The 15,069-nt window shown below is 68.2% G+C and carries 2 protein-coding genes; both read left to right on the forward strand.

Annotation, left to right across the window (positions count from 1 at the left end):
- Positions 1 to 64: 64 nt before the first annotated feature.
- Positions 65 to 6,478: a non-ribosomal peptide synthetase gene (locus tag ACEWE8_RS14065; RefSeq protein WP_046785268.1), complete on the forward strand. Its 6,414-nt coding sequence runs from the start codon at positions 65 to 67 to the stop codon at positions 6,476 to 6,478.
- A complete protein-coding gene (locus ACEWE8_RS14070; protein WP_046785269.1) occupies positions 6,478 to 15,015 on the forward strand; it encodes a non-ribosomal peptide synthetase in 8,538 nt (2,845 codons plus the stop codon). Before ACEWE8_RS14065 ends, ACEWE8_RS14070 begins: the two co-directional genes overlap by 1 nt.
- The last annotated feature ends 54 nt before the right edge of the window (positions 15,016 to 15,069 follow it).

Below are 15,069 nucleotides of genomic sequence, written 5' to 3' on the forward strand. Positions count from 1 at the left end.
AATCACCCCCCTGCCCCTTCGTCTCTCTCAGTACGCTTAATTCTCCAGTGATGGCGAGACCGAGATGACACCCCAGAACCAATCCACCGATGACGCGCTGCTGGCCCTGCTCTGCGAGCTCGACGAAACCGCCGCTGCCCCTGCCGGCATCGTTGCCCACGGCGCCGATCACGCGCCGCTGTCGTTCGCCCAGGAGCAGCTGTGGCTGCTCGATCAGCTCGACCCCGATGCCGCCACCTACAACCAGCCGCGCGCCTTTTTGCTCCAGGGCCCGCTGCAGGCGCAAGACCTGCAACAGGCACTGGACCGGGTCATCGACCGTCACGACATCCTGCGTACCCGCATCAACGAGGTGCAGGGCCAGCCACGCCAGCAGGTCGACCGCGCAGCGCGGCTGAACCTGCGCTGCGTCGACCTGCGCAGCCAACCACAGCACGTGCTGCGCGAGGCGCTGCACACCGAGGCCGCCACCCCGTTCGACCTCACCCAGGCCCCACTGCTGCGCGCCTGCCTTTACCAGCTGGGCGCGCAACGCCATGTGCTGGCCCTGACCAGCCACCACATCGTCAGTGATGCCTGGTCCAATCCGGTGCTGCTGCGCGACCTCTCGCAGGCCTACGCCAACGTCTGCGCCGGCAGTGACTGTCAGCTGCCTCGACCAGCGGTGCAGTACCTGGACTTCGCCCACTGGCAGCGCGGCGTCTACCAGGCCAGCCCGGCCCACGAACGCGCTGCCAGCTACTGGCGCCAGTACCTGCAAGGTGGCCTGCAACGGCTGGAGCTGCCCACCGATCACCCGCGCGACAGCCGCCCCGCCACTGCCGCCGGGACCTGCACCCTGGCGTTGCCCGCCGCGCTGTTCAGCCAGCTGCAGGCAGCCTGCCGGGCCAATGGCCTGACGCCGTTCATGGTGCTGCTGGCCGCCTGGCAACTGGTACTTGGCCGCCATGCCCGGCAGGAGGATTTCATCGTTGGTGTGCCCAATGCCGGGCGCCCCCAGGAACAGGTACAGGACCTGATCGGCTTTTTCGTCAACAGCCAGATCCACCGGGCACGCCTGGACCCACGCCAGTCCGTGGCCGGCCTGCTCGAGCAGGTGCGCAAGCACGCCCTGGCGTGCCTGGAACATGCCGACTACCCGCTTGAGCAAGCGCTTGCCGAACAACGCCAAGGCACCAACGGCGTACTGTTCCACTGCCTGTTCAACTGGACCAGCGACAATGCCGAGCAGCCCCCGGCCGGTTTCGCAGGTTTGCACATCGAGCCCTTGCCCAGTGCGCCGACTGCCGCCAAGGTCGACCTCAGCCTCAACGTTCAGGCGGGTCGCGAGCGGCTCGGCATCAGCCTCGACTACGATGCCGCGCTGTTCGAGGCAGCCACCGCTTTGCGGCTGGGCGAGGACTGGCTGGCCATCCTCCAGGCCATGCTCGACCACCCCCAGTGCGCTATCGGTGAGCTTCATGCGCAACCTGCCTTGCAGCGTGAACAGTGGCTGGCGGCCGCACAGGGCCCCGCTGGCGATGCCCTCGACGGCCTGGCCGTGCACCAGCAGTTCGCGCGCCTGGCGCGCAGCCACGGCGAGGCCGTTGCGCTGGTCGCCGGCGACTCGCACCTGAGCTACCGCGCCCTCGACAACGCCGCCGAGCGCCTCGCCCGCCGGCTGCAAGCCGCCGGCATCCGCCCGGGCGAGCGAGTGGCGGTGGCCCTGGAGCGCGGCGCACCGCTGATCGTCGCCTTGCTGGCCACCCTCAAGGCCGGCGCGGCGTACGTGCCGCTGGACCCCCAGTTCCCCGCCGAACGCCTGGCCTACATGCTTGAAGATTGCGGCGCCCCCCTGCTGCTGAGCCAGGCCTCGGTGCTCGCTGCCCTGCCAACGCCAGGCCAGCAGGTACTGCTGCTCGATGACTTCGACCTGCAGGCCACGCACCAGCCCGAACCGGCCCTGGCCCTGGACTGCCCACCGCAGCAACTGGCCTACGTGCTCTATACCTCCGGCTCGACTGGCAACCCCAAGGGCGTGATGGTGCCCCATGGCGCACTGTCCAATTTCGTCGCGGCCATGGCCAAGGCCCCTGGCCTGCACCCGGGGCAGCGCCTGCTGAGCATCACCACCTGCTCCTTCGACATCTTCGGCCTGGAGCTGTACCTGCCGCTGTGCACCGGAGCGTGCATGGTGCTGGCCGACAAGCACACCGTGCAGGACCCGGCGGCAATCCTCGACCTGCTGATCAGCGAGCACGTCGACGTGCTGCAGGCCACCCCGTCGACATGGCGCATGCTGCTCGACAATGACCCCGACCAACGCCTGCCTGCACTGACCGCGCTATGCGGCGGGGAGGCGCTCGGCGATGACCTGGCGGTAAGGCTGCTGGACCGTTGCGCCGCGTTGTGGAACCTGTACGGCCCGACCGAGACCACCATCTGGTCGGCACGCCACGCACTGGCCCGCGCCAGCGCCCGCCCCGAACTGGGCCAGCCGATCGAACGCACCGGCCTGTTGCTGCTCGACGGCAACCTGCTGCCCAGCCCATCGGGTGTGCCGGCCGACCTGTACATCGGCGGCGACGGCCTGGCCCAGGGTTACCACCAGCGTCCCGGCCTGACCGCCGAACGCTTCGTGCCGCACCCCTATGGCAAGCCCGGCGAGCGCCTGTACCGCACCGGCGACCTGGCGCGTCGCCACGCCAGCGGTAGCCTGGACTTCCTTGGCCGGGTCGATCATCAGGTGAAGATCCGTGGTTTTCGCATCGAGCTGGGCGAGATCGAATCGGCCCTGCTCACCCTGGACGCGGTGCGCGAAGCCGCAGTGGTCGCCCGCGACGGCGTCGATGGCGCGCAACTGGTCGCCTATGTAGTACCCGCCAGCAGGCCCGCCGACATCCAGGCATTCACCGAACACTGCCTGGCGCCGCTACGTGAGCAACTGCCGGGCTACATGCTGCCAGCACGCCTGCACCTGTTGCAGGCCATGCCGCTGACACCCAACGGCAAGCTCGACCGCAAGGCCCTGCCGGTGGTCGACGAAAGCCCTGCGCAGGCTCGATACCTGGCGCCGACCACTGACCTGCAACGCCAGGTTGCGGCCACCTGGGCCGAGCTGCTGAAGGCCGAACGCGTCGGGCTGGGTGATGACTTCTTCGCCCTGGGCGGCCATTCGCTGCTGGTGGCGCGGGCAGTCTCGCGCCTGCGCCATGAGCTGGCGCTGAATTTCCCCCTGCGCCTGCTGTTCGACCAGCCGCGCCTGGGTGACTTCTGCCAGGCCCTGGCGCAGCTGCAAAAGGCTACGCCGCTGGCCCTGCCGGTGCAGACCGCGCGCGACCAACTGCCGCTGTCTTACGCCCAGGAGCGCCAGTGGCTGCTGTGGAAGCTGGCCCCAGAGAGCAGTGCCTATCACATTCCCAGCGTGTTGCGCCTGCGCGGCCCGCTGGATGTCACCGCCCTGAGCCGAGCCTTCGACCAGTTGATCGCCCGCCATGAAGCGCTGCGCACCTGCTTCACCCTCGAAGGCGAAAGGCCGCGCCAGCACATCCTCGCCCCCTGGTCGCTGAACCTGCAGGGCCAGCCACTTGAAGAAAGCCAGTGCCAAGCCTTCATCGCAGGCCAGCTCGGCCAGCCCTTCGACCTGGCCAGCGGCCCGCTGCTGCGCGTAGGCCTGGCGCGCCTGGCGGCCGACGACCACGTGCTGGTGCTGGTGCAGCACCACATCGTCTCCGACGCCTGGTCGATGCAAGTGATGGTCCGCGAGCTGTGCGCGCTCTATCAAGGCCAAGCCTTGCCCGCACTGGCACTGCAATACGCCGACTTCGCTGCCTGGCAGCGTCGCTGGCTGGATGACGGCGAGCGCGAGCGCCAGCTGGCCTACTGGCGCACACGCCTGGCCGGCGAGCAACCGGTGCTCGAGCTGCCCTGCGATCACCCCCGTCGCGACAACGCCAAGCGCCCGGCAGCACGCTTGCATCTGGCATTGCCCACGGCACTGGGCGAAACCGTGCAACGCTTCGCCAGCGCGCACCAGGCGACAGTTCCGATGGTGCTGCTGGCGGCCTGGCAGGCCCTGCTGCACCGCTACACCGGCCAGCCGGACATCCGCATCGGCGTACCGGTGGCCAACCGCAACCGCCTGGAAACCGAGCAATTGATCGGCTTCTTCGTCAACACGCTGGTGCTGCGCGCCGAGTGCACAGCCGACCTGTCGTTTGCCGGGCTGCTGGCGCAGACCCGCCAGGCCATGGTCGAAGCCCAAGACCACCAGGACCTGCCCTACGAGCAACTGCTCGAAGCCCTGCTGCCCCAGCGCGGCCCGCAACAGGGCTTGTTCCAGGTGCTGTACAACCACCACCAGGCGGCCGATGCCGCGCCACTGGGTGCGCTGCACCTGGAGGCACTGGACAGCCAGCCGCAGGAGGCCCAGTTCGACCTGGCGCTAAGCACGGCCCAGGGTGAACACGGCCTCAGCGCCAGCTTTACCTACGACCGCACGCTGTTCGACGCCACCACCCTGCAACGCCTGGCCAGGCACTGGCTGAACCTGCTCGAACAGGCCCTGGCCCAGCCAGGGCTGCCGCTCGCACGACTGGCCCTGATGGACCCGGCCGAACGCTCGCAGGTCCAGGACGCCTGGAACGGCGCGCCGGTCGCCCACCCACAAACGCAAGCGCTGGCCGCACGCATCGAAGCCCAGGTACAACACCAACCGCAGGCTGTTGCCCTGCGCTTTCAGGGCCAGGCCTTGAGCTACGCCGAGCTCAACCAGCGCGCCAACCGCCTGGCACACCGCCTGATCGCGGCGGGCGTGGGCGCCGAGGTGCCGGTGGGCCTGGCGGCCGAGCGCGGCTTCGCGATGATCGTCGGCTTGCTGGCCATCCTCAAGGCCGGCGGCGCCTACGTGCCGCTCGACCCCGCGCACCCGGCAGAGCGCCTGGCCTTCGTGGTCCGCGACAGCGGCATCAAGGTGCTGCTCGACCAGCCCGGCCTGCTCGCCGAACTGCCAGAGTACGGCGGGCTGCTGCGCCTGAACCTGGAGGCCGGCTACGACGACCAGCCGGTGGCCAATCCCGCGCCGCGCAGCAGCGTCGACAACCTCGCCTACATCATCTACACCTCCGGCTCCACCGGCCTGCCCAAAGGCACGCTGCTCAGCCAGCGCAATGTCCTGAGGCTGTTCAGCGCCTGCGATCGCTGGTTCCGCTTCGACCACAATGACGTCTGGACCCTGTTCCACTCCTTTGCCTTCGACTTTTCGGTGTGGGAGATCTTCGGTGCGCTCCTGCATGGAGGCCGCCTGGTGATCGTGCCGCAGGCCTTGAGCCGCGACCCGCAGGGCTTCCTGCACCTGCTGGTGGACGAGCGTGTAAGCGTACTCAACCAGACACCTTCGGCATTCAAACCACTGACCCAGGCCGCGTGCAGCGCCACCTCGGCAGACCTTGCCCTGCGCCTTGTGATCTTCGGCGGCGAAGCGCTCGACGTGGCTGCACTGCGCCCCTGGTTCGAGCGCTTCGGCGCACAGCGGCCACAATTGGTGAACATGTACGGCATCACCGAAACCACCGTGCACGTCACCTATCGACCGATTGGCCTGGATGACCTGAACCGCACGGTGAGCCCGATCGGCGAACTGATCGACGACCTCAGCGGCTACCTGCTCGACGGCGAACTCGAGCCGGTTCCGGCGGGCTGCGTCGGCGAGCTGTACATCGGCCAGGCGGGCCTTGCCCGAGGCTACCTCAACCGCGCCGGGCTGAGCGCCACGCGCTTCATCGCCAACCCGTTCTCCACCCAGCCCGGCAGCCGCCTTTACCGCACCGGCGACCTGGCGCGCCGCCGTAGCGACGGCACCCTCGAATACATCGGGCGCATCGACCAACAGGTGAAGGTCCGCGGCTTCCGTATTGAACTGGGCGAAGTCGAGGCCAGCCTGCTGGCGCAGCCGGCGGTGGCGCAGGCAGTGGTGATCGCCGACCAGGGGCCCGCCGGCACCCGCCTGCTCGCCTACCTGGTGGCGCATGCAGGCCAGGGCGGCGACACCGGCGCCCTGCGCGCCGCGCTCAAAGCGCAGCTCCCCGACTACATGGTGCCGGCCCATTGCATGTGGCTCGAACAGCTGCCCCTGACCGTCAACGGCAAACTCGACCGCAGTGCCCTGCCGGCACCAGCCGACAGCAACGCCCAACGCACTTTCCGCGCCCCCCACACACCGTTGCAGGAGCAGCTGGCCGGCATCTGGCAACAGGTGCTCGGCGTGCAGGCCGTGGGCCTGGACGACGACTTCTTCGAGCTGGGCGGCCATTCGCTGCTGGTGATCAACGTGGTCTCGCGCATCCAGCTGGAGCTGGGCCGCGAGCTGACCCCACAGGCCCTGTTCCAGCACCCGACCCTTCAAGCCCTGGCGCTTCACCTGGACACCACTACAACTGCGGTCGATGAAAACAAGCTCGACACCCTCGAAGCCTGGCTCGACGAAATGGAGGAACACTGATGGACAGCACTGCCGCTTCGAGAATTGCCAAGCGCTTTGTCCTGCTGCCGCTGGAAAAGCGCCGGCAGTACCTGTTGAAAATGCGCGAGCAAGGCCTGTCGGTGGCCAGCCTGCCGATCCCTCAGGTACGTGAAGCGTTCGACCGCCTGCCGTTGTCGTTCGCCCAGCAACGCCAATGGTTCCTCTGGCAGTTCGACCGCCAGGCCAGCGCCTATCACATCCCCTGCGCCCTGCGCCTGCGCGGCGTACTGAACGTGGCGGCGCTGCAGGCCAGCCTTGAGGCGCTGGTGCGCCGCCATGACAGCCTGCGCACGCGTTTCGTCGAAGACGAGCAAGGCGTCGCGCAGCAGGTCGACAGCACCGTCGCGCTGGCACTGACGCTCACCACGCTCGATGAGCAGGCCGTACAGGCCCATATCCAGGCGCGGGTACGTGAACCTTTCGACCTGGCTTGCGGCCCATTACTGCGTGCCGAGTTGCTGCAACTGGGCAGCGATGACCATGTGCTGCTGCTGGTGCAGCACCACATCATCAGCGACGGCCGCTCGATGCAGGTGATGGTCAAGGAGCTGACCCACTGCTACGCCCGCTTCAGCCAGGGCCTGACCAGCCAGTTGCCAGAACCGCAGCTGCAGTACGCCGACTACGCCATCTGGCAACGCCACTGGATGGAAGCCGGCGAGCAGGAACGCCAGCTCGACTACTGGCGCCAGCGCCTGGGCAGCGCAGTGCCGGTGCTGGAACTGCCGTTGGACCGGCCACGCCCGAGCGTGCAGCGATTCGACGGTGCGCGCCTGCCGCTGGCCATCCCGCCGGCCCTGTCCCTGGCCGTGCGCCAGCTGGCCCAGGCACGCCAAGCCACACCGTTCATGGTGCTGCTGGCCTCGTTCATGGCCGTGCTGCACCGCTATACCCGCCAGCAGGACATCCGCGTCGGCGTGCCCAGCGCCAACCGTAACCGGGTCGAGGCCGAAGACCTGATCGGCTTCTTCGTCAACACCTTGGTCATCGATGGCCAGTGCCAGCCAACTCTGTCCTTCGAGCAACTGCTCGACCAGGTCAAAACCACCACCTTGCAGGCCCAGGCCCACCAGGACCTGCCTTTCGAGCAACTGGTCGAGGCCTTGCAGCCGGAGCGCAACCTCAGCCACAACCCGTTGTTCCAGGTCATGTTCAACCATCAGGTCGGCGCGCCCCAGCCGAACGAAACGGCCCTCGGCCATGGCCTGGCCATCGAGCCGCTGCCACTGGCAGGCGAGACCGCGCAGCTGGACCTGACCCTCAACACCTTTGAGGACGCCCAGGGCCTGAGTGCGAGCCTGACCTACGCCACAGCCCTGTTCGACCACACGTCCATCCAACGCCTGGGTGACCACTGGCTGCGCCTGCTGGCGCAAGTGGTGCATGCCCCGCAGCAGGCGCTTGGCGAGGTGACACTGCTGGCCGATGAAGAACGCCAGCGCTTGCTCACCCAGTGGAACGCCACCACCCACGCCTACCCTGCCACGCCGTCGATCCATGCCTTGGTCGAAGCCCAGGCACGCCGCACACCCGATGCCACCGCACTGCTGTTCGGCGACAGCGCGCTGAGCTACGCCCAGCTCAACCGTCAGGCCAACCGGCTGGCCCACGCCCTGATCGCCCAAGGCGTGCGCCAGGACACGCCGGTCGGCATCGCCGCCGAGCGCAGCCTGGAACTGGTGGTTGGCCTGTTGGCCATCCTCAAGGCCGGCGGCGCCTACGTGCCGCTGGACCCTGAATACCCCGCCGAGCGCCTGAGCTACATGGTCGAAGACAGTGGCATCGGCCTGCTGCTGACCCAGTCGCACCTGCGCGATCGCCTGCCGCTGCCGCCCCGGCTGCCCGTGCTCCTGCTCGACCAGGCGCTGGCTGCGCAGCCCGAGCACGATCCGCAGCTGCCGTGCGCGCCCGAGCAACTGGCCTACGTCATCTACACCTCCGGTTCCACCGGCCGGCCGAAAGGCGCGGGTAACAGCCACCAGGCCCTGGCCAACCGCCTGCAGTGGATGCAGGCGGCCTACGGCCTGGATGCCAGCGACACAGTGCTGCAGAAGACCCCCTTCAGCTTCGACGTGTCGGTGTGGGAGTTCTTCTGGCCGTTGATCACTGGCGCCCGCCTGGCCATCGCCGCGCCGGGTGACCACCGCGACCCGGCGCGCCTGGTACAACTGATCGCCCAGCATCAGGTCACCACCCTGCACTTTGTGCCCTCGATGCTGCAGGCCTTCCTGCTCGACGACCAGGTTGCCCACTGCAGCAGCCTGCAGCACATCGTCTGCAGTGGCGAAGCGCTGCCGGTGGAGGCGCAGCAGCAAGTGTTCGCGCAACTGCCGCAGGCCCGCCTGTACAACCTGTACGGGCCCACCGAAGCGGCCATCGACGTCACCCACTGGACCTGCCGTGACGAGGGCAAGACCGGCGTACCGATTGGTAAACCGATCGCCAACCTGGCCTGCTGGATCCTCGATGCCGGCCTGCAGCCGCAACCCGCGGGCGTCATCGGCGAGCTGTACCTGGGCGGCGTGGGCCTTGCCCGCGGTTATCACCAACGCCCGGCACTGACCGCCGAGCGTTTCGTTGCCTGCCCGTTCCAGCCTGGCGCACGCATGTACCGCACCGGCGACCTGGCGCGCTACCGCGCCGACGGCGTGATCGAGTACTGCGGGCGCATCGACCACCAGGTAAAAATCCGCGGCCTGCGCATCGAACTCGGCGAGATCGAAGCGCGCCTGATGGAGCAACCCGCCATCCACGAGGCCGCCGTGCTGGCCGTGGACAACCAGCTGGTCGCCTACCTGGTGGCCAAGGCCGGCACACCGCTGCCGGAGCGCGAGCAACTGAGCCAGGCACTGCTGGCCCACCTGCCCGACTACATGGTGCCCAACCAGTGGTTGTTCCTGCAGCGCATGCCGCTGAGCCCCAATGGCAAACTCGACCGCAAGGCCCTGCCCGCCCCGGGGCGGGCTCAGGCACAGGCCAGCTACAGCGCCGCCGAAGATGAACTGCAGGCACGCCTGGTGCAGGTCTGGCAGCGGGTGCTCAAGCGTGAGCACGTGGGCATTGATGACAACTTCTTCGAGCTGGGCGGCGACTCGATCGTGTCCATCCAGCTGGTGAGCCAGGCTCGACGCGACGGCCTGCACATCACCCCCAAAGACCTGTTCAGCCACCAGACCGTGCGCACGCTGGCCCACGTCACCCTGACCCAGGCCGAACCGGCCGAGGCCGCATACCGGCCGGCCAGCGGTCGCAGCCTGCTACTGCCGATGCAACAGCAGTTCTTCGCCCAGGCCGTGCCACAGGCGCAGCGCTGGAACCAGTCGGTGATGCTCAAGGCCAACCAGGCGCTGGCCCCGGCCCATGTGCGCCAGGCACTCGCTGCACTGCTGGCCACCCACGATGCCTTGCGCCTGCGCTTCAGCCAGGTGCAAGGCGAGTGGCAGGCACACTTTGCCCCGCACGTGCCCGACGACGACGTGCTCTGGCTGTTCGAGCCAAGCCAGGGCGACAGCTGGCAGGGCCTGTGCGACCGTGCTCAGGGCAGCCTCGACCTGGCCCAAGGCCCGTTGCTGCGCGCAGTGCAGGGGGTGGTCGACGGTGAGCAGCGCCTGCTGCTGGTGATCCACCACCTGGCCGTTGACGGTGTGTCCTGGCGCATCCTGCTTGAAGACCTCCAAAGTGCCTATTCCCAGGCGGCTGCCGGCCAGGCCTGCGCGCTGCCACCGCGTACCCTGTCGGTGCAGGACTGGGCCCTGCGCCTGCAAGCGCACGCACAGAGCCCGGCCGGGGAGCAGGAAGCCGCCTTCTGGCAACGTCAGTGCGCCGATATCGACAGCACGCTGCCGGTGATCGATGCCGACGCTGCGCTGCGCCTGCGCGACAGCCGCAGCGTCACCACCCATCTGGATGCCGCGACCACCACGCGCCTGCTCAAGGATTGCCCGGCCGCCTACCGCACGCAGATCAACGACCTGCTGCTGGCCGCCCTCGCCCGCGTGCTGCAACGCTGGACCGGCGCCGATGACCATCTGGTGGAACTCGAAGGCCATGGCCGCGAAGCCTTCGCCGACGTCGAGGCCGACCTGACCCGCAGCGTCGGCTGGCTGACCAGCCTCTACCCGGCCCGCATCAGCGCCGGCAGCTCGCTGGCCGAAGCGATCATGCTGACCAAGGAACACTTGCGCGCCCTGCCGGGCAAAGGTGCTTTCTTCGGTGCCCTGCGCAGCTTCGCCAGCCCGGCAATACGTGAGGCCCTGGCCGCGTTGCCCGCTGCGCGTATCACCTTCAACTACCTGGGCCAGTTCGACAGTGGCAACGACGATGCCGCCACGCTGATGCGGCCGATCCCGGCAGACAAAGGCCGCGAACACAGCGCCGATGCACCGCTGCAGAACTGGCTGGCGCTCAATGGCCAGGTGTTCGACGGCGAGCTGCGCTTGAACTGGAGCTTCAGCCAGCGCATGTTCGAGCCGGCTCAACTGCAGCGCCTGGCCGATGACTACGCCGCCGAGTTGCGCGAGGCCGTGGCCCTGTGCGGCCAGGGCGTGCGCCGGGGCCTGACCCCTTCGGACGTGCCGCTGGCCCGCCTGAGCCAGGCCCAGCTGGCCCTGTTGCCCTTCGCCTGCGACCAGGTCGAGGACATCTACCCGCTGTCCACCGTGCAGCAGGGCATGCTGTTCCACACCCAGGATGCCGGTGCCGGGGACTTCTACATCAACCAGACCAGCGTCGAGGTCCAAGGCCTGGAGGCGCCGCGTTTCATCGCCGCCTGGGGCCGGTTGGTGGAGCGCCACGAGATGCTGCGCAGTGCCTTCTGGCAGGCGCCGCAGCTGAGCGAGCCACTGCAGGTGGTGCTGCGCCAGGGCCAGCTCGACGCCCGGGAGCTGGACTGGCGTGGCCAGGCCGTCGAGCCGGCGCGCCTGGCCGCCGCCGCCGAAGCCGAGCGCCGCCGCCCGTTCGACCTGCTCGCCCCGCCCCTGCTGCGCCTGTTGCTGGTGCGCCTGGATGACGAGCGCCACCAACTGATCCTGACCAGCCACCACATCCTCATGGATGGCTGGAGCCAGTCACGCCTGCTCGGTGAACTGTTCCAGTGCTACGCCGGCCAGCCGTTGCCGGCTCAGCAAGGCCGCTACAGCGACTACATCCGCTGGCTGCAGGCGCCGGCGCAACAGGCCAGCGAAGCCTTCTGGCGGCCACGCCTGGCCGAGCTGCAGGCCCCCACCCAGCTGGCCGGTGCGGCCGGCAGCCGCAGCGCCCAGGAAGGCCACGGCGCGCTCTACCTGCACTGGGACGAGCAGCGCACCACCTGGCTGCGCGAGCAGGCCCAGCGCCTGCGCGTAACCCCCAACACCCTGGTGCAGGCTGCCTGGGTGCTGCTGTTGCAACGTTACACCGGCCAACAGACCGTGTGCTTCGGCGCCACCGTGTCCGGTCGCCCGGCCAGCCTCCCGGGTGCCGACAGCCTGCTGGGGCTGTTCATCAACACCCTGCCGATCATCCAGGCCCCGCACCCGGCACAAGCGGTGCAGGACTGGCAGCAACAGTTGCAGACCTGCAACCTGGAAGTGCGCGACCACGAGCACACGCCGCTGGTGGACATCCAGCGCTGGGCCCAGAGCAACGGCCAGGCGCTGTTCGACAGCATCATCGTGTTCGAGAACTACCCCATCGATGAACGCCTGCAATCGGCCGGTGCCGCCGGCCTGCGTTTCGGCGAAGCGCAACTGCGCGACGTCACCAACTACCCGATGGACTTGGCGGTGCACCTCAATACCCGCCTGCGTATCGAGTTCCTCTACCGCCTGGACCATTTCCAGGCGCAGCAGGTGCAGGCCATCCGCCGCCACTTCGAAGCCTTGCTCGAACGCCTGCTGAGCCACCCCGAGGCGGCAGTCGGCACGCTCGGCCTGCTCGACACCGTCGTGCAGCCACACGCACAGCCCTGCGATACAGCACAGCATGACCTGGCCAGCCTGATCGGCCGTCATGCAAAGGAGCGTGCAGACCAGGTGGCAGTGCGCTGCGACGGGGTGCAACTGACCTACGGGCAATTGGAAGAGCAGGCCAACCGCCTGGCCTGGACCCTGCTCGAACGCGGTATCGGGCGCGAGGACCGGGTGGGCATCGCCTTGGACCGCTCGGTGCGCACCATCGTTGCCTTCTACGCGGTGATGAAGGCTGGCGCGGCCTATGTGCCGCTGGACATCGATTACCCCGCCGAACGCCTGCAGTGGATCATCGGCGACGCCGACGTGGCCCTGTTGCTGACCGACAGCGTTATCGGCGAGCGCCTGGGCGTCGCCCCGGAGCGCCGCCTGGACCTGGACCGGTGCAAGCTGTCCGCGCAGCGACACGCGCCGCGACAGCAGGCGCATGACGATCAGCTCAGCTACATGATCTACACCTCCGGCTCCACTGGTAACCCCAAGGGCGTGGCCGTGGCTCGTGGCCCGCTGCGCATGCACTGCCAGGCGATCATCGAACGCTACGAGATGGGCCCGTCGACCCGCGAACTGCTGTTCATGTCGTTCGCCTTCGACGGTGCCCAGGAGCGCTGGCTGTCGACCCTGATCAGCGGGGGCTTGCTGGTGGTGCGTGGCAACACCCTGTGGACCCCGCAGCAGACTTGGGACGTGCTGCATGCCGAGGCCATCAGCATCGCCTGCTTCCCGCCGGCCTATCTTCAGCAACTGGCCGAATATGGCCAGGCCCAACCGGCCCCGCCCCCTGTGCGCATCTACTGCTTCGGCGGCGATGCAGTGGCCGATGCCAACTTCGAGCAGGTCAAGCAGGTGCTCAAACCGCAGTACCTCACCAACGGCTACGGCCCTACCGAAACTGTGGTCACCCCGCTGCTGTGGAAGGTGCCGGTGACGGCGCGCTGCGAAGCGGTGTATGCACCCATTGGCGTGGCCGTGGGCAACCGCACGCTGCATGTCCTGGATGATTGCCTCAACCCGCTGCCGGCAGGCCTGGCCGGCGAGTTGTACATCGGTGGCGAGGGCCTTGCCCGTGGCTATCACCGCCGCCCGGGGCTGAGTGCCGAGCGCTTCGTCGCCGACCCGTTCAGCGCCACGGGCGGGCGCCTGTACCGCACCGGTGACCTGGTACGCCAGCGCCCGGACGGGGTGTTCGACTACCTCGGGCGTTTGGACAATCAGGTGAAGGTCCGCGGTTTTCGCATCGAACTGGGTGAGATCGAGGCGCGCCTGCGCGATATCGCCAACGTGCTCGATGCCGTGGTGGTGGCGCGCGAGGGTGCCAACGGTAAGCAGCTGGTCGGTTACGTGGTACGTGGCGACGGCGAGCGGGCTGTCACCCCGATGCTCGAGTACCTGCGCCAGGTACTGCCGGACTACATGGTACCGGCGCAACTGATGGTGCTCGATGCCTTGCCGCTGACCCCCAATGGCAAGGTCGATCGCCGCGCACTGCCCGAACCTCTCATGTGCGAACGCCAGTACCAGGCACCGGCAGATGACCGCCAGCGTGCGCTGGCGGCGATATGGGCCGATGTGTTGGGCCTGGAGCAGGTTGGGGTGAGTGATCATTTCTTCGAACTGGGGGGCGATTCACTGAGTGTGCTCAAGGTGCTCTCGCGCTTGCGCAACCAACCGCAACTGGGCCTGAACCTGAAGCTGCGCGACCTGATCGCCCGCCCGACCATCGCCGAACTGTGCCCGGCCGAGGCGCGCGAGCAAACGGCACTCGACCCACTGCTGCTGCTCAACCGCAAGGTCGAACGCCAGGCACCGCTGTTCTGCCTGCATGCAGGCTTCGGCACGGTGTTCGACTACCGCGCACTGGCTCAGCGGCTGGACGGCGTTTGCAGTGTCTATGGCCTGCAGAACCGCATGCTGCTCGACCGCCAGTGGCAGGACGAGTCGCTCGAAGCCATGGCCATCGACTACGCCCAGTACATCCGCCAGAAGCAGCCCCAAGGCCCCTACCGCCTGCTGGGCTGGTCGCTGGGTGGCACCCTGGCGCTGCTGGTGGCCCGCGAGCTGGAGAGCCAGGGCCAGCAGATCGACCTGCTTGGTCTGGTTGACCCATATGTACCGGGTGAGCCAGGTGCGGCCCTGGACGAAGACTGCGGCGGCGACCTGCGCGCTTTCCTCGCCGTGGTCAGTGGCCGCCCGGCCGACAGCCTGCCGCTGTTCCCGGTAGCGGCCAATGCCGATGCCACGCAGCTGCAGGCACTGATCGAGCGGAGCCTGGGCGCAGAGGCCATGGACGGCCTGCAAAGCAGCGAGGATCTGGCGCGCACGTTTACCGTCGCCATGACCCTCAAGGCCCTGTCGCTGCAAGTGCACGCCCTGCCTGCGGTACGCGCCAGCCTGGACTGCTGGTGGGCACAGAGCAGCGAAGCGGGCGTCTGCCAGGCCTTCGAAGCGCACCACGCGATCCACTCCAGCCAGCGCCTGGCCGCAGATCACTACGCCATCGTCAGCCATGGTGCACTGCTCGAAACCGTGCTTCACCGCCTGCAGCCGGTGCCCGCACCAACCCTGTGAGCCTGCGCCCGGCCGCCCTGCGCGGCCGGGCCCTTATCCAACAATGTGAAGGAA

Source organism: Pseudomonas sp. TR47, assembly GCF_044143025.1.
Classification (GTDB): domain Bacteria; phylum Pseudomonadota; class Gammaproteobacteria; order Pseudomonadales; family Pseudomonadaceae; genus Aquipseudomonas; species Aquipseudomonas putida_E.